Source organism: Acidiphilium sp. 34-64-41 (assembly GCF_002282635.1).
GTDB classification, from domain to species: Bacteria; Pseudomonadota; Alphaproteobacteria; order Acetobacterales; family Acetobacteraceae; genus Acidiphilium; species Acidiphilium rubrum.
Genome location: NZ_NCJX01000002.1, coordinates 18,012 through 41,861 on the forward strand (window position 1 = coordinate 18,012; position 23,850 = coordinate 41,861).

A 23,850-nucleotide genomic window follows, 5' to 3' on the forward strand; every position below is an offset into this window, starting at 1 on the left:
TTCATTCGGATATTCAGGAGACAAAAATGGTTCTGACTCGCCGCGCAATTCTCAAATCCAGCGCAGCCGTGCCGCTCGCGGCACCGTTCATCGGCAGTGCAATGGCGGCCGCACCGATCAAGGTCGGCTCGCTGGTCGATCTGTCCGGCCCGCTCGGCACCACCGGACAGCCGATGCTGGACGCACTGAAAATCGCGGTCGAGGCGCACAACAAGGCGGGCGGCCTCCTCGGCCGGCAGATAGATCTGATCAACTACGACACGCAATCCTCGATCCAACTCTATTCGCAATATGCCCAGGCGCTCGCTTTGAAAGATCGCGTCGATGTCGTGCTCGGCGGCATCACGTCGGCCTCACGCGAGGCGATTCGCCCGGTGTTCGATCGATACAAGGTGCTCTATTTCTACAACACGTTCTACGAAGGCGGCGTGTGCGACCGCGACATTTTCTGCACCGGTACCACACCGGCGCAGACCGTGCAGAAACTGGTGTCCTACGCCACGAAAACCTGGGGCAAGAAAGTCTATATCATCGCGGCCGATTATAATTACGGTCATATCACCGCGAAATGGATGACCAAATACACCCAGGATGACGGCGGCACGGTCATGGCGACCGAGTTCTTCCCGCTCGATGTCACCAATTTCAATGCAACGATCAGCAAGATCCAGAGCGAAAAGCCCGACCTCATCCTGTCGGCGCTGGTGGGTTCGAACCATACCGCCTTCTATCGCCAGTGGGGCGCGGCCGGCATGAGCGGCAAGATCCCGATTGCGTCCACCACGTTTGGGATCGTCAACGAAATGGCGACGCTTCAGGCCAAGGAGAGCAACGGCATCATCACAGCCTTCGGCTATTATCAGGACTTGAAGACACCGGCGAGTGTTGCGTTCGTCGATGCAATCCACAAACAATTCGGCGCCGGCGTTCCCTACATCGGCGAACCCGCAGCCTGCACCTATGAGGCGTTCAACCTCTGGGCCGAAGCGGTCAAGAAATCCGGCACGGTCACCCGGATGCCGGTGATCAAGGCGCTCGATTCCGGCCTAAGTTTCGATGGCCCGACCGGCAAGGTCACGATCGATCCGGCGACCCAGCATTGCATCCGCAATGTCTATCTCGCCAAGGCAGTCGACAAGAAATGGGATGTGTTCAAGACTTTCCCGAATCAGACGCCGAGCGACACAGCCTCGGTCTGCGATCTGATCAAACATCCCAATACCGACAAGCAATTCGTGATTGATGTCAAGACCAAAGCCTAGGAACAAGCACATGGCGTTGCTCGGTCTTATCCTGTTCAACATCATCAACGGCATCGCTGTTCTCGTGCTGATCAGTATCGGGCTCGCCGTGATTTACGGCATGATGCGGATCATCAATCTGGCACACGGCGAATTCCTGATGCTCGGCGCCTACGCGACGGTGCTGAGCACCAATGCCGGCGTCAATCTATGGGTGTCGATTCTCATCGTCTCGCCCATCGTGGTCGGGCTGTTCGGCCTGCTGGTCGAACGCTGCATCATCCGGTTCCTGTACGGCAGGCTGATCGACACGATGCTGGCAACCTGGGGCCTCAGCCTGTTCATGATTGGCGGCATCACCACGCTGTTCGGCACCACGGTCGAGGGGGTTTCGGCACCGCTCGGTGCCTTCAACATCGGGCCGTATCACGCAAGCCTCTACAGCGTGTTCAGCATCGCGGTCGCCGCCGCCATGCTGGGCGGCGTGTGGGGCGTGCTGCGCTTTACCAAATTCGGCCTGATCGTGCGGGCAACCATGCAGAACCCGCCAATGGCCGCCGCGCTGGGCGTCGCACCCAACCGCATCTACATGCTCACCTTCGCGCTCGGCGCGGCGCTCACCGGGCTCGCCGGCGGCGTGCTGGCACCGGTCGCGGGCGTCGCACCCGGCATGGGGGCAGCCTATATCGCCAAGGCGTTCATCACCGTGATCGGCGGCGGTGCCGCAATCGTCACAGGCAGCGGCCTGGCCTCGGCCCTGTTCGGCACGATCGACCAGATCGTCACATTCCAGACCACGCCGGTAATCGGTCAGGTCGCGTTGCTGATCGCGGCGATCATCATGATCCGCATCCTGCCGCAAGGTATCACCGGGCGGTTCTTTCGGAGGAGCCTATGAGCCCGCTGTTCACCGGCCGCGCCGGGTTTGCATTGGTGATCGCGGCGGGCGTGATCGTCACGATCGCCCTGCCGCTGATCGATGGCATGTTCGGCTTGGTGCAGGCCACGGTGTTCATCGCCATGGCCGTGCTGGCGCTCAGCCTCGGCTTCATCTGGGGCTTCGGCGGAATCATGTGTTTTGGCCAATCCGCCTTTTTCGGGCTCGGCGGCTATGCCTATGCCATTGCCGCGATCGATTTCGGCGGATCGAGCTGGGCGGTTCTGCTGGCGATTGCGGTGCCGACGGGGTTTGCTGCATTGCTGGGGTATTTCATGTTCTACGGCCGGATCAGCGATGCCTATATGGGCGTGATCACGCTGACCGTCGCAGTTATTCTGTATAACGTGATGAACTCGACCTCGGGTTCGCAATATCACATCGGCGCTGCCGAACTCGGCGGATTCAACGGCATGCCTTCGGTTCCGCCGATCAACCTGCCGGGCGATCCTTCGGCAGCGCTGAGCCCGCTCCAGTTTTTCATCCTCAGCATGATCCTGCTGATGGCCGTGTATGCCGGCTTGCGGCTGCTGCTCGCCGGCCGGTTCGGCCGGGTGCTGGTCGCCATCCGTGAAAACGAGACCAGGGCGATGCTGCTCGGCTATGATCCACGCTTCTACAAGCTCGTCGCCTTCGCCATCGGCGGCGGCATTGCCGGTCTCGCCGGTTGCCTGTTCACCAACTGGGGCGGCTTCATCAGCCCCACCGCCTTCAGCCTCGCGCAATCGGCCCAGATCATCATTTTCGTCCTGCTCGGTGGCATCGGCACATTGCTGGGGCCGATCATGGGCGCCGTCGCGATCGAATATCTGATCACCCTCACCGGCACGCAACATCGTTTTGATGCCAATCTGATTTTGGGTGTCATTCTGCTCGGCTTCGTCTTGCTGGTGCCACAGGGGGTGGTGCCGGCCATCGCCGCGCAACTCGCGCGCGTCATTCCGGCGCGCAGGCGGGCAGGCGCATCGTCACAGACGGTGACGGCACCATGAGCGGCACGGCTTTGCTGCAGGCGAGCGGCGTGAGCAAGCGGTTCGGCGGCGTTACCGCGGTCGATACCGTCGATTTCAGCCTCGCCGAGGGCGAATTGCGCTGCCTGATCGGGCCGAACGGCGCCGGCAAGAGCACGTTCTTCAAGCTACTGACCGGCCAGTTGGCCCCCAGCACGGGGACGATCAAATTCCGTGGTCACGACGTGACCCACGCAAAAACGCACGAGATCGCGCGGCTCGGCGTCGGCATCAAGACGCAGATCCCCAACGTGTTCAACGGCCTGATCGTCCGCGAAAACCTCTATGTCTCGGCCATCCGGATCAACAAGCCGGCCCGGGCGCGCGCCATCGTCGATGAGGTGCTGGCAAGATTGGCGTTGACCGACATCGCGGATCGCCTGGTCGGCGTGCTCGCCCACGGCCAGCGCCAATGGGTCGAAATCGGCGCGGTGCTCGCCCAGGAACCCGACCTCATCCTGCTCGACGAACCGGCCGCAGGCATGACGCATGAGGAAGTCGCCAGGACCGCGCAATTGATCCGCGAAATCAACCGTACCAAGGCGCTCATCGTCGTCGAGCACGATATGCAGTTCATCCGCATGATCGCTAAGCAAGTCACGGTGTTCAACCAGGGCAGAATTCTGGTGGAAGACAACGTCGACCACGTGCTGGCCAACCAGGCGGTGCGCGATGTCTATCTTGGCAAAAAGGCAGCATGATGCTGGATGTTTCAGGTCTCTGCGCGGGCTACGGCCAGATCCCGATCCTCACCGGAATCGATCTTGCCGTGAGTTCCGGCGGTTTCGTCGGCGTGCTCGGCCATAACGGCATGGGCAAGACCACGCTGCTGAAGGCATTGATGGGATACCTGCCCGCCACCGCCGGGCGCGTGCGGTTCGACGGGGCGGACATCACCCATTTGCCACCCGCAAGCCGGGCAAAGCTCGGCCTCGGCTATGTGCCGCAGGGCCGCGACATTTTCTCATCGCTCAGCGTCCATGAAAATCTGCGAATGGGCTGCCTGCTCGCCAAAACCGATGAATCTACCACGATCGAACGAGTCCTGAGCGATTTCCCCCGCCTGACCCGCCTGCTGGATCGACCCGGCGGCGCGCTGTCGGGCGGCGAGCAGCAATTGCTCGCGCTGGCGCGCTGTCTGTGCGGCAGCCCCAAACTTATCCTGCTCGATGAGCCGACCGAGGGAATTCAACCATCGATCGTCGATGAAATCATCGAAACGCTGCACAAGCTGCGCCAGACCCAGGCGCTGACCATGATCCTGGTCGAGCAGGATCTGCATTTCATCGCCGACCTCGCCGATACCGTGCTGATCATCCAGAAAGGCACGATCACGCGCGAAGTCACACCCCAGCAAATCTCAGACCCCGCGCTGATCGCGGAATTCGTCGGCATGGGGCCATAGCACCCAGCCACCGCCCCAGTTCCACAGCGCTACCCCGCCCCGTCGGACCCGCCCCCGGCCGAGCGTGCGGGCGCTCTGCATCGGCCGGTCGCCACGCGCTTGCCGGTCCGCCCATCCACCATCATTGGCACCAGCTCCGCCACAGTCTGCCGATCGACCAGCACGACGCTCGGCCCTTCCGGTGCGAAATGCTTGTTGCCCCAGGCCAGCAACGCCGACAGCACCGGCCGGAAATCCCGGCCGCGTTCGGTCAGCACATAGTCGTAGCGCGGCGGATGCTCGCTGTAGCGTTGCTTTTCCAGCAAGCCGGACTCCAGCAGCGCATGCAAGCGTCGCGTCAGCATGTTCGGCGCGATATCCAGATTTTTCTGAAACTCATCGAACCGCTTCAGGCCATGAAACGCATCCCGCAAAATCAAAATGCTCCACCACTCCCCCACCCGCTCCAGGCTGCGGGCGATCGGGCATTGCAGATCACCGAAACTCTTGCGTTGCATCGAATTTCAATCCTGTCACTTTCGCGATGAAACCGTTGTAGACTTGTCACTATCATGATGCAAGTGATAAGATGAATCCAGCAACATTGAAGGACAGCCGATGACCACCCAAACAGACGCACCGAACGGCCTCGAACAACTACGCGCGCTGATCGCCGCCGGCAAAATGCCGGGGATCGGCCGCACGATGGGGTTCGACCTGGTCGAGGTGGCGGAAGGTCACGTGGTGTTCGAGGGTCATCCAGGCCGCGAGGTCTATAACCCGATCGGCACGGTGCACGGCGGCTACGCGGCGACGCTGCTCGATTCCGCCTGCGGTTGCGCGGTGCATTCCCGGCTGAGCCCGTCGCAGGCGTATTCGACGCTGGAACTCAAAGTGGCTTATCACCGGGCGCTGACCGCGGAAACCGGGGTGGTTCGGGCCACCGGCACCGTGGTATCCATCGGCCGCCGCGCCGCCTTTGCCGAAGCGCGGCTGACCGATGCGGCGGGCAAGCTCTATGCCTCGGCGACATCCACCCTGATCGTGATGGAGCGGTAAACCATGGCCATGAAAATCCTGGTGGTCGGCGCCGGCAGTATCGGCGGCTATTTCGGCGGCCGGTTGACCGAGGCCGGGGCCGACGTGACCTTTCTGGTGCGCCCCGCACGCGCCACAGCGCTCAGGCGGACCGGTCTGGTGATCAAAAGTGCGCGCGGCGACTATCACCACAAGTCACCAAAGCTGGTGGACGCAGCATCCCTCACCGCCGATTTCGATCTGATCCTGCTCAGCTGCAAAGCCTACGATCTTGCCGGCGCCATCGCCGATTTCGCTCCAGCCGTCGGGCCGGACACGCTGATCCTGCCGCTGTTGAACGGCATCAGCCATCTCGACGATCTGGACCGCGCGTTCGGTGCCGCGCGCGTCCTCGGCGGCCAATGCGTCATTTCGACCGTGCTCGACCCTGAAGGGCGGATCATCCATCTGAACGAGATCGAGTCCCTGACCTTCGGCGCACGCGATCCCGGCCAGGCACAACGCGTCAACACGATAGCCGCGGTGTTTGGCACCGCTCGGTTCGCCACGCAGCGCAGCGACACGATCATGCAGGACATGTGGGAGAAATTCGCCTTCATCACATCACTCGCCGGCATCACCTGCCTGATGCGTGCAACGATCGGCGATATCGTGGCCGCCGGTGGCGATACCATCGCCCTCGCGCTGGCCGGCGAGTGCGCCGCGATCGCGGCCAGCCAGGGCTACACCCTGCGCGAACCGGCCCGGCAACGGACCAGCACAGCCCTGACCGCTCCGGGATCGCCGCTGGCCGCCTCGATGCTGCGCGATATCGAACGCTCAGGCCGGATCGAAGCCGATCACATCCTCGGCACCATGCTGGCGCGCTGCCCGCCCGGCGCGGCCGCGCCAGTTCTCAGGATCGCCTATGTCCATGTGAAGAGCTACGAAGCCGGCCGAGCGCACATGATCGAGCGAGCGCCCGGATGATGATCGATCCCTGATCGATCGCCAGCGCATCGCAGCCCGCCGGCCATCAGCGGAAAATGGCAGGCTGCGGCACGCCATTGGCGTCGGTAATCAGGCTTGGGCGTTGGTCGGCACCGCGTGGCTGGGCGATCGGGTAGCGGGTATGGCCGGTGGTGACGAATTGATGCGATTGGTCACGACGCCTCCCGTCACGATGTTGTGAACGAGTAACGATCCAGAAATGCCGCGACGAGGGCAAGGCACTCTGCCTTCTCCTCGACATGCGGCATATGGCTGGATCTGCCGAATATATGCCAGCGCACATCGGCAATGCCGGCCAGAAACGGCTGCACGCAGGCGATGGTCGCCTCGTCATATTTGCCCGAGATCAGCAGCGTGGGTGCCGTGATCGCGTGCACCCGGTCCACCACGGTCCAATGCTTCAACGTGCCGATCACATGGAACTCGCTGGGGCCGTTCATGGTGTGATACACGGTGGGGTCTTGTGCCAGCATGGTGAAGGTGCGGGTCACCTCATCGGGCATCGGCTCGATCCGGCACAGATGCTTCGCATAGAACACCGCAACCGCCGCCTCATACGCGGGGCTCGCGGTCGTGCCATCGGCCTCGTGCTGTGTCAGTGTCGCCTGCACGTCGTCTGGCAGATCGGCGCGCAACCGGTTCGCCTCGGCGACCCAGGTCTCCATCGAGGCCGGGCTGTCGGCGATCACCAGCGCGCGCAGGCCCGGCGGCTGCGTGATCGCGAATTCCGCCCCCAGCATGCCGCCCCAGGACTGGCCGAACAGATGATACCCGCTCTGCTTGATGCCGAGATGATCGAGCAGATTGTTCAACTCATCGATGAACAGCTGAACTGTCCAGAATTCTCCCCCCATCTCCGGCAGATGGGTCGAACGGCCGCCGCCGAGCTGGTCGTAATGCACCACCGCGCGGCCGGTGACAGCGAGCTCTTTCAGACTATCGACATAGTCATGCGTGCAGCCCGGGCCGCCATGCAACACGATCAGCGGCGGCTTACCGCCTTCCAGCGCGCCGGTCAGCCGATACCAGGTCCGCCATGCACCGAACGGGGCGAACCCTTCCCGCGATTGTGTGACCGTTTCATCCATCAGGCGATCATGCACAACGCGAGGCCACCGCGCCATCCACAAAACGCGGAAAAACGACCGAATTCTGACCCGGACTGCTTATGTGTGAAGCAGTCCGTCGCAAGCATGAGGCAGAACGCCTAGAAACCCGACAAATTCAGGCGTTGGGTGTGATATGCCGAAACATCATTTTCCGCGCCGTCTCGTCCATCTCGGTCTTGAACGCATGCCGATCCTTGATCGCGACCGCGCGCACAGCGGCCGGGCGCGCGCTGATCTCGTCGAGCAGGCGCTTGACGTTGGCGAACCGCGCCCAGACCGCATCATCCCCGGTCACGAACGGCACCATCCGCGCCCAGCCCCAAAGCGCCATATCCACAATCGTATACGTCTCGCCCAGCATATAAGGCCGGTCCGCCAGATGCGTATCGACAATGCCCCAATGGCGGTCCGCCTCGAACGCGTAACGGCCAACTGCGTATTCTTTTGGCTCCGGCGCAAAATGCCGGAAGTGCACCGCCTGCCCCGAATACGGGCCAATCCCCGTGGCGACAAACATCAACCACGACAACAATGCACCCCGCGCCTGCGGTGTCGCTTCCGGCAGAAACCGGCCGGTCTTCTCAGCGAGGTAGAGCAGGATCGCGTTGCTGTCGAACACGACGGCATCGCCATCGACAATGCAGGGCACTTTATTGTTCGGGTTGAGCGCGGCGAAGGCGGTGTCGAACTGCTCGCCCTTGCGGGTATCGACCGGTATCGCCTCATAGGGCAGTTCGGCTTCCTCGAGGAACAAGGCGACCTTCATGGGATTGGGCGCAAGGCTGTAGTAGAATTTGATCATTGGACGCTCTTTCGTGGTTGGACGACCGTGGCGGATGCCAGGGTTTGCATCGATCAGGGCAACGCGGTTGCGGGCGGAGGGGAAAATCGTGTTGAGCCAATATGACGCATGCAACCGGGAGTGCCCGCCACACGGCCCAAGCATAACAATGTGCCGACAGCATAGCCCTGATCGCAAGGCGTTATGATAAGTAGCTGATAACGCTTGGTATCCCGTACCGGATTCGAACCGGTGTTACCGCCGTGAGAGGGCAGCGTCCTAGGCCTCTAGACGAACGGGACCGCGTGACTCTCGGTAGCGGAGTGAGATTATCGGGTCAAGCCGGGCTGGCATCCTGCAGGATCAGGCTGGTGGTGGTTTTGCCGTTCCAGCGTTCGGCGCGGATATGGCCCGCCAGATGCAGCGGTGTGCCGGAGCGGTCGAGCAGCGCCGTGGTCAGGGCATCGTCCTTGGCGCGGAACAGCATGGTCTTCAGCCGCCCGCCCGCCTCGCCGTCGATATAGGCGCGAATGGTCGTTTCGGTGCGGCCGATCCGGTCGGCGCGGACCACCCGCGCGCGCGGGATCACAAAAATCGGCTCAGCATTGCCGGCGCCGAACGGGCCGAGCCGCGCGATTTCGCCGGCGATCGCCTCGGTCGCGCCGGCCGCGGCAATCGCGCCGTCGAGGCTGAGGTCTGCCGCCTCGGGCAGCATGGCCGCGGCGGCGAGCCGCTCGTTCAGGAACGCGTGCAGGGCATCAAGTTTATCAGCTTCGAGCGTGAAGCCCGCCGCCATCGCATGGCCGCCGCCGCGCGTCAGCAAGCCGAATTCCCGTGCGGCGATAATGGCGCTGCCCAGATCGATGCCGGTAATCGAACGGCCCGAACCGGTCGCGCGCCCCTGGCTGATCCCCGCGACCAGCGCCGGCCGGTTGAACGCCTCCTTGATCCGCCCGGCCACGATGCCGACCACGCCGGGGTGCCAGTCATCCCCGCTGATCAGCGCCACCGCGGCTCCGGCGGCGAACTGCGCCTCGGCCAGGCGCAGCGCGGTATCGAGCAGATCCGCCTCGACCGCCTGACGCTGGCGGTTGATGTCATCGAGCCGCCTTGCAATCTCCGTCGCCTGCGCCGGATCGGCGGCGAGCAGCGCGCGCAGGCCCAGATCGGCCTGATCGATCCGCCCGGCCGCGTTGATGCGCGGGCCGAGCGCAAAGCCACACGTCATCGCACCGGGCGCCTCGGTCACGCCGGCAACATCGAGCAGGGCGGCAATGCCGGGCCGGGCGCGCCGCGCCATGATTTTCAGCCCTTGGCTGACCAGCGCGCGGTTCACACCGGTCAGCGGCATCACGTCGCACACGGTTGCCAGCGCGACCAGATCGAGCATCGCGATCAGATCGATCTCGCGGCGCACGGTGAAAAAACCGCGCTTGCGCAGCGTGCGCTGCATCGCGATCAAGGTGAGAAACACGATGGTCGCCGCGCAGACATTGTTCAGACCGGACCGATCATCGAGCCGATTCGGATTGACCGTCGCGATAATGGCGGGCGGCGGACCTTCGAGCTTGTGATGATCCAGCACGATCGCATCGGCCACGCCGTGCAGCGCCGCAAGCGCCTCATGCGCGGCGGCACCGCAGTCGACGCACACGATCAGCCGCGCCCCCTGCCCGGCCAGCGCCAGCAGCGCGGGCGCGTTCGGGCCGTAGCCCTCGCGGATCCGGTCCGGCACGTAATTGATCGTGGCGATCCCGAGTGCACCCAACCCAAGCGCCATCAAGGCACCGCTGCACGCGCCATCGACGTCGTAATCGCCGAAAATCGCTACCGTCTCGCCGTCCTGCACCGCATCGGCCAGGCGCGCCGCCGCCGTGTCCATATCGGTCAGCACCGAGGGATCGGGCAGATAGGCGCGCAAGGTCGGGTCCAGAAAATCGGCCGCCTGCTCCGCCGCAACACCCCGCGCCGCCAGCAACCGACCCAGCAGTTCGGGGGCAGACAGGCGTTGCGCGATCGCCTGGGCGATCCGCTCCTCCGCCGGCCGCCAGACCCAGCGCCGCCCCGTCAGGCTGTGTGTGACGCCAAGCGCCGGTTCGGGCTCGATCAGGAGGCGCGTCCCGCCTTGGGTTCGATCGCCGGTTTGCTCTCGACCCACGTTTTGGTCTCGAAATTATGCCGCGCCTCGATCGTACGCACGGTGCCGGATTTCGAGCGCATCACGGTGGAGTGGGTAATGGCACCCGTGCCGAACCGGCGCACGCCGCGCAGCATCGGGCCGGAGGTCACGCCGGTTGCCGCAAACATCACATTGCCGCGCGCCATCTCCTCCAGGCTATAAATCCGGTGCGGATCGCTGATCCCCATGCCGCGGGCGCGCTCGATCTGCGCGTCGTCCTCATACAGCAACCGCCCCTGCATCTGCCCGCCGATGCAGCGCAGCGCCGCCGCCGCCAGCACGCCTTCCGGCGCGCCGCCAGAGCCGATGAACAGGTCGATACCGGCCTCCGGTTGCGAGACCGCAATCAGGCCCGACACGTCACCATCCCCGATCAGGCTGATCCGCGCGCCGGCCTCCCGGCAATGCGCGATCATTTCGGCGTGCCGCTCACGATCGAGCGTGCAGACCATCAGATCAGAGATGTCGCATTGTTTCGCCATCGCGAGATTGCGCAAATTCTCGCGCACCGAGGCGTTGAGCGTCACCACGCCGGCCGGCAGCCCGGGCCCCACGGCAATCTTGTCCATGTAGATGTCCGGGGCGTGCAGAAAATTGCCCCGTTCAGCCAGTGCGATCACGGCAATTGCGTTCGGCGCACCCTTCGCGGTCACGTATGTGCCTTCGAGCGGATCGACCGCGATGTCCATTTCCGGGCCGCCGGCGCCGACCCGCTCACCGATATAGAGCATCGGCGCCTCATCCATCTCGCCTTCGCCGATCACCACGAGCCCGTTGATTGCCACCGCGTTGAACGCCTGACGCATCGCGCCCACCGCCGCGCCATCCGCGCTGTTCTTGTCACCCCGCCCGATCCAGATCGAGGCGGCGAGTGCCGCAGCTTCGGTCACGCGGACCAGTTCGAGGGCGAGGTTCCGGTCAGACTGGCTGGGCGATTTGTCGGTGGTCATTGCGCTTCTTTCCTGGTGCTGTCGTGGAATTCAGGCGGTTTCGATGCGGATCAGCGCGGGCGGTTCCTGCACCGATTCAAGGGCAGCCAGCCGCGTGATCGCCGCCGCCATCGCGGCTTCGTGGGTCACGTGCGTTACCAATACCACCGCCACCGCATCGCCGGGGCTGCGGCCATGCTGTAACATCGATTCCAGCGAAATCCCATGATCGCGCAGCACCGCCGTCACATCAGCGATCACGCCCGGTTGATCGACCACCATCAGGCGCAGAAAATACGCCCCACGATGCGCCGCCATCGGCACCGCCGCGCGCCGTGCCAGCGCCTGCGGCGCAACGCCCAGCATCGGGGCGGCACGACCGCGCGCCAGATCGATCAGATCGGCCACCACGGCCGAAGCGGTCGGTCCCGCGCCCGCGCCACGCCCCTGCAGCACGATCTGCCCGACCGGATCGCCCTCGATCACCACGGCATTGTTCACACCATCGACGCGGGCAAGCGGTGCGGCCAGCGGCACCATGGCCGGATGCACGCGGGTCTCGATACCGGCATCGGTCGCGCGCGCGATGCCGAGCAGTTTGATGCGGTAGCCAAGCTCCTCGGCGAAGGCGATATCCAGCGCGCTGACGCCCCTGATCCCCTCGACATGGACGGCACCGAAATCGACTTCCCGGCCGAACGCGATCGCCGCCAGAATCGCGAGTTTATGCGCGGTATCGATGCCATCGATATCGAACGACGGATCGGCCTCGGCATAGCCCTGGGCCTGCGCATCGGCCAGCACGGTCGCGAAATCGAGTTTTTCAGCGCGCATGCGGCTGAGGATGTAGTTGCAGGTGCCGTTCAAAATACCGGCAACACCGGCAATCCGATCACCCGCCAGCCCTTCGCGCAGCGCCTTGATCACCGGAATGCCGCCGGCGACCGCAGCCTCGAACCGGATGCTGGCACCCTCGATCGGGCCGAGCGCGCTGCCGCGCATCGCGATCAGCGCCTTGTTCGCGGTCACGACCGGCTTGCCGGCCGCTAAGGCCGCCATCACCAGATCATGCGCCGGCCCGTCCGCCCCGCCGATCAGTTCGACCACCACATCGACCTTGGCATCCGCCGCGAGGGCGACCGGATCATCGTACCAGCGCAGCCCCTCGAGCGAAACACCGCGATCGCGCGCCCGATCGCGCGCGGAGACCGCCACTACAGTAACCTTCCGTCCCGCCCGCGCCTCGATCAGCGCTGCGTGATCGGCCAGCAACCGCACCACGCCCGCGCCGACCGTGCCGAGCCCGGCGATGCCGACCGCCAGGGCGCCCGTCATACCGCCTCGGTCTCCGCCACCGCCGGCGCATTGCCCGGCGCCATGAAGCCACGGATATTCCGCACCGCCTGGCGCAGCCTATGCGTGTTCTCGACCAGCGCGATCCGCACATGGGTATCGCCATACTCGCCGAACCCGATACCGGGCGCCACCGCAACCTTCGCCCGCTCGAGCAGCAGCTTGGCAAAATCGACCGAACCGAGATGCGCATACCGCGCGGGAATCGGCGCCCAGGCAAACATCGACCCCGCCGGGCTCGGCACGTCCCACCCGGCCTGAGCCAGGCCCTTGATCAGCACGTCGCGCCGCTCCTTATAAAGGGCGCGCATCTGATCAACGCAATCCTGCGGTCCGTTCAGCGCCGCCGTCGCCGCCACCTGAATCGGTGTGAAGGCGCCGTAATCGAGGTAGGATTTCATTCGCGCCAGCGCCGAAATCAACCGCGGATTCCCCGCCGCAAATCCCATTCGCCAGCCCGGCATCGAATAGGTTTTCGACATCGAGGTGAACTCGACGGTGAACTCCTTGGCGCCGTTGACCTGCAGCACCGAGGGCGGCGGCTCACCCTCGAAATAGATTTCCGCATAGGCCAGATCGGACAGAATAAAGATCTCATGCTTGCGGGCGAAGGCGACAATGTCCTTGTAAAAATCCAGCGTCGCCAAATAAGCGGTTGGATTTGAAGGAAAATTCACAATCAGCGCCGTCGGCCGCGGCACCGAATGCTTCACCGCGCGCTCCAGCGCATGCAGCATCGTCTCATCCGGCGTCGCCGGCACCGAGCGCACCGAGGCACCCGCGATGATGAAGCCGAACTGATGGATCGGATAGGACGGGTTCGGTACCAGGATGGTATCACCCGGCGAGGTGATCGCATTGGCCAGATTGGCCAGCCCCTCTTTCGAGCCGAGCGTCGCGATGACTTCGGTATCCGGGTTGAGCTTCACGCCGAACCGGCGATCGTAATAGGCGGCGAGCGCGCGGCGCAGGCCGGGAATGCCCTTGCTGGTCGAATAGCGATGGCTGCGCGGGTCAGCGACGGTCTCGATCAGCTTGGCCACGATATGCGGCGGCGTGGCGCTGTCGGGGTTGCCCATGCCGAGGTCGATGATGTCTTCCCGCGCGTTGCGCGCCGCCGCCTTGGCCTGATTGACCTCGGCGAACACGTAGGGTGGCAGGCGGCGGATACGATGGAATTCCTCGGTCATGGTCGGTCCTGGCGAAGGTGAAGCAAGATTATTGTTGCGACAGTTTATTACGTCGCTCCGGCGTATAGCAGTTGCGCCGCACCACCGCGACCCGCCGTGAGCGCTTCGATGCGAATGACAGATACCGGCACTCCGGCTGCGCTGAGCGCATTGGCGATTGCGGTTGCCCGCAGCAACGCCAGCTTCAACCCGGCCGGCGTGCGGTCCGACGCAAATCCCATTGCAACCACCGCCACAGCTCCAGCACCGGGCGTCGCCGCGCGCCGCGCGATCAAAGCTTGCAGTGCCACGCGATCGCGGTGCGACAAGATCGCCCGATCCGGCTGAAATCCGACCAGAACGGCCGGCGGCGTCAAAATGGCCTGTGGTGCCGCTTTTGCCGGAACAACCGGTGTCGCGCCCGGCACCGGCATGACATTCTGATGATGATTGGCTGCCAGTAACTGTTGGCGAACCGCCCGCTGCACCATCGGCGACAATACCGGAGGCTTGGGCGGCACCGATGCCAGGTTGGGGAAGCTATCATGCAGCCCCGGCGCGGGCGGCGGATTATGCCCGATCACGCCGCCCTCGTAGCGATGATACGCGGTCAACGGATCATACGTCGCACAACCGGCCAGCGTCACCACCGCAAGCAGCGCCATCGCACCACCCAGGCCGCGCCGCCACGCGTGTTCCATGCGGCATTGCACCATTTCGGGCTTCCGTGAAACTTGGGTATAGACCATTCCGGCTCCTCGCTCAGCAGACCTTTCTCTAGCGCCTCGATCACGGAGCCGAAAGGAGTCCCCATGACCGACCCGCAAAATCCCGAACCCGGCAAGCTGCCAATGCCCGACCCCGCGGTCTATTCCCGCACCATGGCGGACATCGGTGCCCGATCCCAACGCATCGTCAGCGAATGGCTGCAGCGCCAGTCCGACCGCGGCATGACGGTCGACCCGTTGAACATCGGTGGTGCCTTCATGGAAATGACCGCGCGCATGATCGCCAATCCCACCAAGCTGATCGAAGCGCAGATGGGCTTCTGGCAGGACTACATGACGCTGTGGCAGCATTCGACGCGCCGCCTGATGGGCATGCAGACCGCACCGGTCATCGCGGTCGACCCCAAGGACAAACGCTTCGCGGATGCGGGCTGGAACGAGAGCGAGATATTCGACTTCATCCGCCAGAGTTACCTGCTCTCGGCGCGCTTCGTCCAGGACGTGGTCAAGCGGGTCGATGGACTCGATCCCAAGACCGCCCAGAAGGTCGATTTCTATTCCCGCCAGTTCATGGACGCGATGAGCCCGTCGAACTTCGCGCTGACCAACCCGCAGGTCTTGCGCAAAACCATCGAATCGGGCGGTGAAAACCTGATGCGCGGCCTGCAGAACCTGCTGCGCGACCTCGAAGCCGGCCACGGCAAGTTGCACATCCGCATGACCGATGGCGATCAGTTCAGCGTCGGTGGCAACATCGCGGTCAGTCCCGGCAAGGTTATTTTCCGCAACGATCTGATGGAGCTGATCCAGTACGCGCCGACCACCGAAACCGTCGTCAAGACCCCGCTGGTGATCTTTCCGCCCTGGATCAACAAATTCTACATCCTGGACCTCAAGCCGAAAAACAGCTTCATCCGCTGGGCGGTGGAACAGGGCCACACCGTGTTCGTGGCAAGCTGGGTCAACCCCGATGAACACCTCGCCGCCAAGGATTTCGCCGATTATATGAACGAGGGCGTCTTCGCCGCGCTCGGCGCGATCGAGGCGGCAACCGGCGAACGCAATGTCAACGCGGTCGGCTATTGTCTCGGCGGCACGCTATTGGCCGCAACCCTCGCGGTCATGGCGGCGCGTAACGACAAACGAATCAAATCCGCCACGTTCCTCGTAACACTGACCGACTTCACCGATGTCGGCGAGCTTGGCGTGTTCATCGACGAGGAACAACTCGGCGCACTCGAAGACAAAATGAACAAGCGCGGCTATCTCGAAGGTGCCGAAATGGCGACCACCTTCAACATGCTGCGCTCAAACGATCTGATCTGGAGCTTCGTCGTCAACAACTACTTGCTGGGCAATGATTCGTTCCCGTTCGACCTGCTCTACTGGAATTCCGATTCCACCCGCATGCCGGCCGCAATGCACTCATTTTATCTGCGCAACATGTACCAGAAGAACCGCCTGATCGAACCCGGCGGCCTGACGCTCGATAACACCAGCGTCGATCTACGGCGCATCACCATCCCGGTCTATTTCCTGTCCTGCCGCGAGGATCACATCGCACCCTGGGCCAGCACCTACCAGGCCACCCAGGTGATGGCCGGCCCCAAGCGCTTCGTGCTGGCCGCTTCGGGTCATATCGCGGGGGTCGTCAACCCGCCCGGCAGCGGCAAATACAATCATTTCGTCAACGACGCCCTGCCCGCAGCCGCGGCGGAGTGGATGGACGGTGCCACCGAGGTTGCCGGGTCCTGGTGGCCTGATTGGCAGCGCTGGCTCGCCCCGCGTGAAAAAACCCGGGTTGCCGCTCGCATCCCCGGCAGCGGCAAGCTGCACGCCCTCGCCGATGCGCCCGGCGAATACGTCAGGGTCCGCGCTGCTTGAAACCCGGGCGGCCGCCCGCCGGCATCGCCATGGTGCTGCCGGCGAGCGAGGGATTCGCGCCGGACCGTGCCGGCGCCATCGCCCTGGTCGTCCAGCGCCTGGCCCATGCCGCCGGCGCGTGCGTCATCGGCCGGGCCGAACCCGCCGTCTTTCCCGGCATCGACTATCGACCAGCGCACGGTCGGCCGCCACTGATCTATGGCATGAACGTCCTACGCCACCTGCTCGCCCTCCAGCCCGCCAGCATCGAAATCCACCAGCAGCCCCGCCTCGCCGTAACGATCGCGCGCCTGATGCCCCGCTCGCGCGTGATGCTGTTCATCCATAACGACCCACTGACCATGCGCGGGCTGAAGCGCGCCGCACAGCGCGCCCACATCATGACGCGTCTGCACCGGGTCATCTGCGTCTCGACCTATCTTGCCGAGCGCTTCGGCACGTCGTTGCCGCCCGCCACGCGCGTCAGCCCCACGCACCGCCCGATCGCGCTGCCCAACCCGCTGACCCTTGCCGAACTACCGCCACAGACAGCCCCGCGCAGCCGCACCATCCTGTTCGCCGGCCGCATCGTCGAGCCCAAGGGCATCGCCGATTTCATCACCGCCTGCGCGAGTGCCCTGCCCCATCTGCCAGGCTGGCAAGCGACCATCATCGGCGGCGACCGGTTCGGCCCGAACAGCGCCGAAACCCCCTATGTCGCCGCCATGCGCGCCGCCGCCAAGGCTGCCGGCATCGGCTTCACCGGCTATCGTCCCCACGCCGACGTGCTCGCCGCCATGGCCGCGGCCGCCATCGTCGTCGTGCCGTCGCGCTGGCCGGAACCGTTCGGCCTGACCGCCCTCGAAGCGCTGGCCAGCGGTGCGGCGCTGATCGCAACGAACACCGGCGGCCTGCCGGAGGTTACCGGCGATGCCGCCATCCTGATCGACCCGGGCGACGCCGCTGCCCTCGCCGCGGCCATCACAGCCCTCGCCACCGATGATCATGCCCGCGAAATGCGCGCCGCCGCCGGCATCGCCCGCGCCCGCGCCTTCGACACGCCGGTCATCGCCGCCCGCTTGCAGACATTGCGTGGCGAAAAAACGTCGCTATGACCGCGGCATGACCGCCAAGCGCATCGCCCGCCTCGCCGCCCTGCTGCTGCCGTTCTGCCTGCTCTATGCGCGCGCCGGCGCCGAACTCACGATCGGGCTGATCGACCTCGCCTTCCTCACCCACAGCCTCCGCAGCCGCGATTTCGCCTGGGCACGCCGGCCCTGGTTCGTCATCGCCCTGCTCTGGTGGGCCGCCGAAATCCTCGCCTCCACCCCCATCGCCGCACTCGGCCTCGGGCCCGCCGGCTGGAAATCGCTGTCCCAGGCGATCGTGCTGATCCGCCTGCTGCTCCTGCCCGCCGGCCTCGCCTGGGCGCTCGATACCCCGGCGGCCCGCACCCGCTTCTGGCTCGCAATCGCCATCGCGGAGGGCTGGATCCTGCTGCAATGCTGGCAACAGGCGATCATCGGCGTCAACATCTTCGGCGACCATCGTTGGCCGGATGGTGCCCTGACCGGCCCGTTCTGGGCACCGCGCGCCGGGCCGCCCTATACCCATCTGCTGTTCCTGGTCGCGCTGCCGATCATCGCGGCGCTCATCGCCCGACGCGGCATCGCCCCGAAATGCGCCGCCGCCGGGATCGGCATCATCGGCTTTGCCACCGCCCTCATCATCGGTCAGCGCATGCCCTTTCTGCTCGCCGGCCTCGGCCTCGCGGTCACAGCGCTCGCCTTCCGCCCGGTGCGCCTGCCGGCCATCGCACTCGGCATTCTCGTCCTGCTCGCCATCCCGGCGCTGAAACTCGTCTCCCCGCCCAGTTTCGACAAGCTGGTGCTCGAAACCACGCATCAGGTGCAGCATTTCGCCCTCAGCCCCTACGGCGAGCTCTACACCCGCGCCACCGTCATGATCGAACGATCCCCCTGGCACGGCTACGGGTTCAACGGCTTCCTGTATTTCTGCCCGCAATCCAGGTTCGATGCCGGTCTACCCGCGCTCGGCATCGGCCCAACCGACCTCGCCCGCGGTGCCTGCAACATCCACCCGCATAATTTCTACCTCCAGGCCGCCATAGAAGCCGGCATCGGCGGGCTGCTGCTGTTCGCCGCCCTCAACCTCGCCTGGCTGATCGAACTCGGCCGCGGCATCCTGCGCCAACCCATGAAACTCGGCGCCTTCATCGGCGTGCTCACCTACGCCTGGCCGCTCGCCTCCACCGATAATTTCGCAGTCCTGCCGATGGCCGGATGGCTGTTCGTCATGCTCGGTTTCGGCCTCGCGCTGCCCCAATCTGGCCCCGCCGAGCCGGAGCGCCTATATACCGGCCAATCACGTCAACCCGCCATGACAGGATCATACCATGACTGACCTCGTCCCGGTCACCGTCCTCACCGGCTTTCTCGGCGCCGGCAAGACCACCTTGCTCAACCGCATCCTCACCGAAAACCACGGCAAGCGCTACGCCGTCGTGATCAACGAGTTCGGTGAACGCGGCGTCGACAACGACCTCGTGGTCGATACCGACGAGGAAGTGTTCGAAATGAACAATGGCTGCATCTGCTGCACCGTGCGCGGCGACCTCATCCGCATCATCGGCGGGCTGATGAAGCGGCGCGGTCGGTTCGACGGCATCATCGTCGAGACCACCGGCCTCGCCAACCCCGCCCCGGTCGCCCAGACCTTCTTCGTCGATGAAGACGTCAAGGCCAAAACCCGGCTCGATGCCATCGTCACCGTGGTCGACGCCAAAAACCTGCCCGCCCGGCTCGCCGACAGCCCCGAAGCGACCGAACAGATCGCCTTCGCCGACGTCATCGTGCTCAACAAGCTCGACCTCGTGACACCGGACGAACTCGCCGCCGTCGAAGCCCGCATCCGCACCATCAACCGCTATGCCGAGATCCACCACGCCACCAAATCGGATGTTCCGGCCGACAAACTGCTCGGCATCAACGCCTTCAGCCTCGACCGCGTGCTGGAATCCGTCCCCGATTTCCTCGAGGACGATGCCCACACCCATGACGAACACATGACCAGCATCAGCCTCGCCACCAAAACCCCGCTCGATGCCGAAAAATTCAACGCCTGGATCGGCGGCGTCCTCGCCACCCAGGGCCAGGACATCCTGCGCACCAAGGGTATTCTCGATTTCGCCGGCGAAGACCGCCGCTTCGCCTTCCAGGCCGTGCACATGATGGCCGATGGCGATTACATCCGCCCCTGGAAACAAGGCGAGGACCGCGAAAGCCGCATCGTCTTCATCGGCCGCGACCTCAATCGGCCGCAGTTGCGGCGCGGGTTTGAGAGCTGCGTCGCGGCATGAGCGAGGGACAGGAAGGAAAGACTTCTTTTTTTGAAAAAAAAAGAAGCAAAAAAACTTCCGTCCTTAAGACTGTGCCAGTGAAACCGCCCGTGACCAAAACGAATAAAAGTTTTTTGCTTCTTTTTTACAAAAAAGAAGCCCTTCCCCTCCCTTCGACTGGCCTATCAATATGAGCAACACCATCTCCAGCCCCAACGATCTCCTGGAAAAACGCGGCACCACCCGCGATGCGGATGCCTTCGTCACCGCCGCCTGCTTCAACCGCGCCAGCACCCATTTCGCCGCAAGCCTGGGGGATGGCCGCGTCGCCATCCACGCCATCGCCGCCGCCAATTGGCACGAACACGAATTGCACGACGGTGCCGTGCTCACCATCGCGCCGGACATCGATGCCACCGGCTTCCTCACCGGCGGCGATGACGGGCATCTCCGCCGGATCGACGCCGCCAGCATCACGCCGGTCGCCGCTTACGGCATGAAATGGGTCGAACACGTCGCGTCCATCCCCGACCGCAAAGCCCCGATTCGCGCGGCCGCGGTCGGGCGCAACATCATGCTGCTCGATGACAAAGGCGCCCTGCTGCGCAGCCTCGCCCATCCGTCGACCGTCTCTGGCATCGCCATCGATGCCAAATTCCGCCGCATCGCCGCCTCGCACTACAACGGCGCCTCGCTCTGGTTCGTCCGCTCGGAAAACGCCAAGCCGCATGTGCTGGAATGGAAAGGTAGCCACATCGGCGTCGCCCTCCACCCGGACCTCAGCGCGATCACCACCGCGATGCAGGAAAACGCCCTACACGGCTGGAAATTGCCGGACGGTCAGCACATGCGCATGAGCGGCTACCCCAGCAAACCGGAATCCCTCGGCTTCACCAGATCGGGCAAATGGCTCGCCAGCGCCGGCGCCGAAGCCATCATCCTCTGGCCCTTCTTCGGCGGCGGCCCGATGGGCAAAGCCCCGCTCGAACTCGCAGCCTCGGACAGTATCGTCAAACGCATCGCCTGCCACCCGCAGACCGAGGTCGTCGCCGGCGGCTACGCGGATGGCACGGTCCTGGTCGTCGATATCGCGCGCGAACGCGTCCTCCCGGTCGCCGCCCCCGGCCACGGCCCGATCTCCGCCCTCGCCTGGAGCCCGGACGGCAGCCGCCTCGGCTTCGGCACCGAAACCGGGTTTCTCGCCGTCATCGATTTCTCAGCGACCCGATAACCGAACCATCGACCAGCCGATCACACTTCGCACCGCCCGCTCGTCGGATCATCAAACCCGCCGCGCAGCTACCGCGCGACCGCGCCCATCAGCACCAGATCATCCCGGTGCACGATCTCGTCGCGCCCGCGCCAGCCCAGCAGCGCCTCGATATCGTCGGTTTGGTGCCGCGCGATCAACCGCGCATCCGCCGCCGAATACGCCGCCAACCCACGCGCCAGGGCGACATTGTCGGGTGCCAGAATCTCCACCGCATCGCCGCGCTCGAATTCACCCGCAACCGTCACCACGCCAGCCGGCAACAACGACGATCCCCGCATAATCGCCCGCGCCGCACCGGCATCCACATGCAGCCGGCCCATCGGCGCCAGCGATCCCGCGATCCAGCGTTTGCGCGCCGAACGCCCGCCCGGCTGCGCCAAAAACCAGGTACACCGTGCCCCCGCCTGCAACGCGGCCAACGGATGCGCCACATGCCCCAGCGCCACCGCCATCGCGCACCCAGCCTGTGTCGCGATCCGCGCCGCCACCAGCTTCGTGCGCATCCCGCCCGATGAAAATCCTGGCGGCGGCGCGCCGCCCATCGCCTCGATCTCGGGCGTCAGCGCCTCGATCACCGGCAGATGCCGCGCCGCCGGATCACGCTTCGGATCGGCGGTATAGAGCCCGTCGATGTCGGACAACAGCACAAGCTGATCCGCCTCGACCATCTCGGCCACACGCCCGGCCAGCCGGTCGTTGTCACCGAAGCGGATCTCGCCGGTCGCCACCGAATCATTCTCGTTGATCACGGGCACCGCACCCAAATCCAGCAGCGTCCGCAGCGTCGCCCGCGCGTTCAAGTACCGCCGACGATCCTCAGTATCGTCCATCGTCAGCAACAACTGCGCCGCCACCAGCCCATGCGCCGAGAGCGCCTCGCTCCACGCCTGCGCGAGGCGGATCTGCCCGACCGCCGCGGCCGCCTGCTTCTCTTCCAGCCGCAACCGTGGCTGCAGCAACCCCAACTGCCGCCGCGCCAGCGCGATCGCGCCGGATGAAACCACGATCACGCGCACCCCACGCGCCCGCAACGCAGCAATATCCGCCGCCATGCCGTGCAACCAGCCCGTCCGTGGCAAAGCCGCCGCCGGATCGACGATCAACGCCGAGCCGATCTTGACCACCAGCAGTTTCGCCTCGGTCAGGCTCGGCGCCGCCCGGCTCATTTACGGTTCTCGAGCACCATATCGAACACCGCGCGCAACACCTCATCGACGCCCATCTGCGCCGCGGCCGACATGACCATCACCGGCGCGCCGGAGGCCTTGGCCAGCGCCGCCTTGCGCGATGAAATCTCGCGCGGGCTCATCGCGTCCATCTTGTTCAGCACGATCAATTCCGGCTTGGCGTTCAAACCGCCGCCATACGCATCCAGTTCACCGCGAATGGTCCGCCAGGCGTCCACCACATGGCCAGCCGCCCCATCGATCAGATGAATCAGCGCCGCACACCGTTCGACATGTCCTAAAAACCGGTCCCCCAACCCCGCACCATCATGCGCACCCTCGATCAGGCCAGGAATATCCGCGAGCACGAATTCCTCGGTCATGGAAAGCCGCACGACCCCCAGTTGCGGGTGCAGCGTGGTGAACGGATAATCCGCAATCTTCGGCCGCGCCGCAGAGGCCGCCGCCAGAAACGTCGATTTCCCGGCATTCGGCAACCCGACCAGCCCGGCATCGGCGATCAGTTTCAGCCGCAGCCAGACCCAGCGCTCCTCGCCCGGCCAGCCCGGATCAGCCCGGCGCGGCGCCCGGTTGGTCGATGTCTTGAACATCGCATTACCATGCCCGCCATCGCCACCGCGCAGAAACACGATGCGCATGCCCGGCTTGTCCAGATCAGCCAGCAACGTCTCGCGGTCATCATCGAAAATCTGCGTGCCGATCGGCACCTTGATCAGCATGGTCGGCGCGGCAGCCCCGGTGCAGTCGCGCCCCGCGCCGTTGCCGCCCTTGCGCGCCCGGAAATGCTGCGTGTAGCGAAAATCGAGCAGCGTGTTCAGATTCTCGACCGCCTCGAACACAATGTCGCCACCGCGCCCGCCGTTGCCGCCATCCGGTCCGCCGAACTCGATATATTTCTCCCGCCGGAACGCAACGACGCCGTTGCCGCCATCGCCCGAGCGCAGATAAATCTTGGCCTGATCCAGAAACTTCATAACAATTCACACACGAAAAAGGCCGGCGCGAGCCGACCTTCCCCGAACCCAAAAGGAGGTCGGCTTATTCGGCCGCGATCGCCAGCGGTTCCACCGAAACGGAAACCCGGCCTTCGGCGCGGTGCGCAAACTTCACGCGGCCATCGACCAGCGCGAAAATCGTATGGTCGCGCCCGAGCCCGACATTGGTACCCGGCTTCACCTTGGTACCGCGCTGACGGATGATGATATTGCCGGCAACCACCTGCTCATCACCAAACTTCTTCACGCCCAGACGACGCCCGGCCGAGTCGCGGCCATTGCGTGACGAACCACCGGCTTTTTTATGTGCCATCGAAAACTCCTCT

At 64.6% G+C, this 23,850-nt stretch carries 23 protein-coding genes and 1 tRNA gene; 12 read left to right on the forward strand and 12 right to left on the reverse strand.

From position 1 onward, the window contains the following. The first annotated feature begins 26 nt into the window (after positions 1 to 26). Genes B7X49_RS00980 through B7X49_RS01000 form a run of 5 tightly spaced genes read left to right on the forward strand, consistent with a single transcriptional unit; the run spans position 27 to position 4,593 of the window. Positions 27 to 1,262, forward strand: a complete 1,236-nt coding sequence (locus B7X49_RS00980; protein ID WP_286702910.1) for an ABC transporter substrate-binding protein — start codon at positions 27 to 29, stop codon at positions 1,260 to 1,262. 10 nt (positions 1,263 to 1,272) lie between these two features. Further along, positions 1,273 to 2,139, forward strand: a complete 867-nt coding sequence (locus tag B7X49_RS00985; RefSeq protein ID WP_286702911.1) for an ABC transporter permease subunit — start codon at positions 1,273 to 1,275, stop codon at positions 2,137 to 2,139. Further along, positions 2,136 to 3,170 (forward strand): ABC transporter permease subunit, encoded by a 1,035-nt coding sequence (locus B7X49_RS00990; RefSeq protein ID WP_286702912.1) that lies wholly within the window; start codon positions 2,136 to 2,138, stop codon positions 3,168 to 3,170. The genes B7X49_RS00985 and B7X49_RS00990 overlap by 4 nt, the downstream gene beginning before the upstream one ends. Then, on the forward strand, positions 3,167 to 3,889 hold the full coding sequence (locus B7X49_RS00995) for an ATP-binding cassette domain-containing protein (protein ID WP_286702913.1): 723 nt from the start codon (positions 3,167 to 3,169) through the stop codon (positions 3,887 to 3,889). Before B7X49_RS00990 ends, B7X49_RS00995 begins: the two co-directional genes overlap by 4 nt. Next, a complete protein-coding gene (locus tag B7X49_RS01000; protein WP_286837857.1) occupies positions 3,889 to 4,593 on the forward strand; it encodes an ABC transporter ATP-binding protein in 705 nt (234 codons plus the stop codon). The genes B7X49_RS00995 and B7X49_RS01000 overlap by 1 nt, the downstream gene beginning before the upstream one ends. 29 nt (positions 4,594 to 4,622) lie before the next feature. On the opposite strand, the gene B7X49_RS01005 is transcribed toward B7X49_RS01000, so the two are convergent. Continuing rightward, on the reverse strand, positions 4,623 to 5,090 hold the full coding sequence (locus tag B7X49_RS01005; protein WP_286702915.1) for a helix-turn-helix domain-containing protein: 468 nt from the start codon (positions 5,088 to 5,090) through the stop codon (positions 4,623 to 4,625). 100 nt (positions 5,091 to 5,190) lie between these two features. On the opposite strand from B7X49_RS01005, the gene B7X49_RS01010 reads away from it, so the two are divergent. After that, positions 5,191 to 5,631: a PaaI family thioesterase gene (locus tag B7X49_RS01010; RefSeq protein WP_286702916.1), complete on the forward strand. Its 441-nt coding sequence runs from the start codon at positions 5,191 to 5,193 to the stop codon at positions 5,629 to 5,631. A gap of 3 nt (positions 5,632 to 5,634) precedes the next feature. After that, positions 5,635 to 6,579: a 2-dehydropantoate 2-reductase gene (gene panE, locus B7X49_RS01015; protein ID WP_286702917.1), complete on the forward strand. Its 945-nt coding sequence runs from the start codon at positions 5,635 to 5,637 to the stop codon at positions 6,577 to 6,579. Positions 6,580 to 6,767: 188 nt separating this feature from the next. On the opposite strand, the gene B7X49_RS01020 is transcribed toward panE, so the two are convergent. The 8 genes from B7X49_RS01020 to B7X49_RS01055 form a co-directional block, all read right to left on the reverse strand. After that, positions 6,768 to 7,688, reverse strand: coding sequence for a proline iminopeptidase-family hydrolase (locus tag B7X49_RS01020; RefSeq protein ID WP_286702918.1), 921 nt, complete (start codon positions 7,686 to 7,688; stop codon positions 6,768 to 6,770). 136 nt (positions 7,689 to 7,824) lie between these two features. Further along, positions 7,825 to 8,625, reverse strand: a complete 801-nt coding sequence (locus tag B7X49_RS01025; RefSeq protein WP_353744399.1) for a glutathione S-transferase N-terminal domain-containing protein — start codon at positions 8,623 to 8,625, stop codon at positions 7,825 to 7,827. A 91-nt stretch (positions 8,626 to 8,716) separates the two neighbouring features. Beyond that, a tRNA-Glu gene (locus B7X49_RS01030) sits at positions 8,717 to 8,792 on the reverse strand. A 35-nt stretch (positions 8,793 to 8,827) separates the two neighbouring features. Continuing rightward, complete coding sequence (recJ, locus tag B7X49_RS01035; RefSeq protein ID WP_286702938.1) at positions 8,828 to 10,600, reverse strand: single-stranded-DNA-specific exonuclease RecJ; 1,773 nt, start codon at positions 10,598 to 10,600, stop codon at positions 8,828 to 8,830. Beyond that, positions 10,597 to 11,619 (reverse strand): class II fructose-bisphosphatase, encoded by a 1,023-nt coding sequence (gene glpX / locus B7X49_RS01040; RefSeq protein ID WP_035227935.1) that lies wholly within the window; start codon positions 11,617 to 11,619, stop codon positions 10,597 to 10,599. The genes recJ and glpX overlap by 4 nt, the downstream gene beginning before the upstream one ends. 30 nt (positions 11,620 to 11,649) lie before the next feature. Then, positions 11,650 to 12,933, reverse strand: a complete 1,284-nt coding sequence (locus B7X49_RS01045) for a homoserine dehydrogenase (RefSeq protein WP_286702920.1) — start codon at positions 12,931 to 12,933, stop codon at positions 11,650 to 11,652. Then, complete coding sequence (locus B7X49_RS01050) at positions 12,930 to 14,141, reverse strand: LL-diaminopimelate aminotransferase (protein ID WP_029310674.1); 1,212 nt, start codon at positions 14,139 to 14,141, stop codon at positions 12,930 to 12,932. Before B7X49_RS01050 ends, B7X49_RS01045 begins: the two co-directional genes overlap by 4 nt. 47 nt (positions 14,142 to 14,188) lie before the next feature. Beyond that, a complete protein-coding gene (locus B7X49_RS01055; protein WP_286702921.1) occupies positions 14,189 to 14,869 on the reverse strand; it encodes a hypothetical protein in 681 nt (226 codons plus the stop codon). A gap of 63 nt (positions 14,870 to 14,932) precedes the next feature. Here B7X49_RS01055 and B7X49_RS01060 point away from each other — a divergent pair, with 63 nt between their 5' ends. From B7X49_RS01060 to B7X49_RS01080, 5 genes are all read left to right on the forward strand, one after another. Beyond that, positions 14,933 to 16,732 carry an alpha/beta hydrolase gene (locus B7X49_RS01060; RefSeq protein WP_286702922.1) on the forward strand — a complete coding sequence of 600 codons (1,800 nt, stop codon included), beginning with the start codon at positions 14,933 to 14,935 and terminating at the stop codon, positions 16,730 to 16,732. Further along, positions 16,729 to 17,826 carry a glycosyltransferase family 4 protein gene (locus tag B7X49_RS01065; RefSeq protein ID WP_286702923.1) on the forward strand — a complete coding sequence of 366 codons (1,098 nt, stop codon included), beginning with the start codon at positions 16,729 to 16,731 and terminating at the stop codon, positions 17,824 to 17,826. Before B7X49_RS01060 ends, B7X49_RS01065 begins: the two co-directional genes overlap by 4 nt. Before the next feature lie 7 nt (positions 17,827 to 17,833). After that, positions 17,834 to 19,135: an O-antigen ligase family protein gene (locus tag B7X49_RS01070; protein WP_286702924.1), complete on the forward strand. Its 1,302-nt coding sequence runs from the start codon at positions 17,834 to 17,836 to the stop codon at positions 19,133 to 19,135. Beyond that, on the forward strand, positions 19,128 to 20,090 hold the full coding sequence (locus B7X49_RS01075; RefSeq protein ID WP_029310669.1) for a GTP-binding protein: 963 nt from the start codon (positions 19,128 to 19,130) through the stop codon (positions 20,088 to 20,090). The genes B7X49_RS01070 and B7X49_RS01075 overlap by 8 nt, the downstream gene beginning before the upstream one ends. Positions 20,091 to 20,259: 169 nt before the next feature. After that, complete coding sequence (locus B7X49_RS01080) at positions 20,260 to 21,300, forward strand: WD40 repeat domain-containing protein (protein ID WP_286702925.1); 1,041 nt, start codon at positions 20,260 to 20,262, stop codon at positions 21,298 to 21,300. A 68-nt stretch (positions 21,301 to 21,368) separates the two neighbouring features. Here B7X49_RS01080 and proB read toward each other — a convergent pair whose 3' ends face one another. The 3 genes from proB to rpmA all read right to left on the reverse strand — a co-directional run bounded on the left by proB (position 21,369) and on the right by rpmA (position 23,837). Further along, the gene (proB, locus tag B7X49_RS01085) at positions 21,369 to 22,508 is read right to left on the reverse strand and encodes a glutamate 5-kinase (RefSeq protein WP_286702926.1); all 1,140 of its coding nucleotides are present in this window, start codon (positions 22,506 to 22,508) and stop codon (positions 21,369 to 21,371) included. Beyond that, complete coding sequence (obgE, locus tag B7X49_RS01090) at positions 22,505 to 23,503, reverse strand: GTPase ObgE (RefSeq protein WP_286702927.1); 999 nt, start codon at positions 23,501 to 23,503, stop codon at positions 22,505 to 22,507. Before obgE ends, proB begins: the two co-directional genes overlap by 4 nt. 64 nt (positions 23,504 to 23,567) lie before the next feature. Continuing rightward, positions 23,568 to 23,837, reverse strand: coding sequence for a 50S ribosomal protein L27 (gene rpmA / locus B7X49_RS01095; protein ID WP_286702928.1), 270 nt, complete (start codon positions 23,835 to 23,837; stop codon positions 23,568 to 23,570). Positions 23,838 to 23,850: the final 13 nt, after the last annotated feature.

What these genes read in the sequence shown, in the direction of transcription:
- B7X49_RS01080 (WP_286702925.1), top strand. Translation starts at nt 20,260, where the DNA reads ATGAGCAACACCATCTCCAGCCCCAACGATCTCCTGGAAAAACGCGGC.
- B7X49_RS00980 (WP_286702910.1), top strand. Translation starts at nt 27, where the DNA reads ATGGTTCTGACTCGCCGCGCAATTCTCAAATCCAGCGCAGCCGTGCCG.
- B7X49_RS01010 (WP_286702916.1), top strand. Translation starts at nt 5,191, where the DNA reads ATGACCACCCAAACAGACGCACCGAACGGCCTCGAACAACTACGCGCG.
- B7X49_RS01070 (WP_286702924.1), top strand. Translation starts at nt 17,834, where the DNA reads ATGACCGCCAAGCGCATCGCCCGCCTCGCCGCCCTGCTGCTGCCGTTC.
- B7X49_RS00985 (WP_286702911.1), top strand. Translation starts at nt 1,273, where the DNA reads ATGGCGTTGCTCGGTCTTATCCTGTTCAACATCATCAACGGCATCGCT.
- B7X49_RS01045 (WP_286702920.1), bottom strand. Translation starts at nt 12,933, where the DNA reads ATGACGGGCGCCCTGGCGGTCGGCATCGCCGGGCTCGGCACGGTCGGC.
- B7X49_RS01020 (WP_286702918.1), bottom strand. Translation starts at nt 7,688, where the DNA reads ATGGATGAAACGGTCACACAATCGCGGGAAGGGTTCGCCCCGTTCGGT.
- B7X49_RS01055 (WP_286702921.1), bottom strand. Translation starts at nt 14,869, where the DNA reads ATGGTCTATACCCAAGTTTCACGGAAGCCCGAAATGGTGCAATGCCGC.
- proB (WP_286702926.1), bottom strand. Translation starts at nt 22,508, where the DNA reads ATGAGCCGGGCGGCGCCGAGCCTGACCGAGGCGAAACTGCTGGTGGTC.
- B7X49_RS01000 (WP_286837857.1), top strand. Translation starts at nt 3,889, where the DNA reads ATGCTGGATGTTTCAGGTCTCTGCGCGGGCTACGGCCAGATCCCGATC.
- panE (WP_286702917.1), top strand. Translation starts at nt 5,635, where the DNA reads ATGGCCATGAAAATCCTGGTGGTCGGCGCCGGCAGTATCGGCGGCTAT.
- glpX (WP_035227935.1), bottom strand. Translation starts at nt 11,619, where the DNA reads ATGACCACCGACAAATCGCCCAGCCAGTCTGACCGGAACCTCGCCCTC.
- B7X49_RS00995 (WP_286702913.1), top strand. Translation starts at nt 3,167, where the DNA reads ATGAGCGGCACGGCTTTGCTGCAGGCGAGCGGCGTGAGCAAGCGGTTC.
- B7X49_RS00990 (WP_286702912.1), top strand. Translation starts at nt 2,136, where the DNA reads ATGAGCCCGCTGTTCACCGGCCGCGCCGGGTTTGCATTGGTGATCGCG.
- B7X49_RS01060 (WP_286702922.1), top strand. Translation starts at nt 14,933, where the DNA reads ATGACCGACCCGCAAAATCCCGAACCCGGCAAGCTGCCAATGCCCGAC.
- obgE (WP_286702927.1), bottom strand. Translation starts at nt 23,503, where the DNA reads ATGAAGTTTCTGGATCAGGCCAAGATTTATCTGCGCTCGGGCGATGGC.
- rpmA (WP_286702928.1), bottom strand. Translation starts at nt 23,837, where the DNA reads ATGGCACATAAAAAAGCCGGTGGTTCGTCACGCAATGGCCGCGACTCG.
- B7X49_RS01050 (WP_029310674.1), bottom strand. Translation starts at nt 14,141, where the DNA reads ATGACCGAGGAATTCCATCGTATCCGCCGCCTGCCACCCTACGTGTTC.
- B7X49_RS01005 (WP_286702915.1), bottom strand. Translation starts at nt 5,090, where the DNA reads ATGCAACGCAAGAGTTTCGGTGATCTGCAATGCCCGATCGCCCGCAGC.
- B7X49_RS01075 (WP_029310669.1), top strand. Translation starts at nt 19,128, where the DNA reads ATGACTGACCTCGTCCCGGTCACCGTCCTCACCGGCTTTCTCGGCGCC.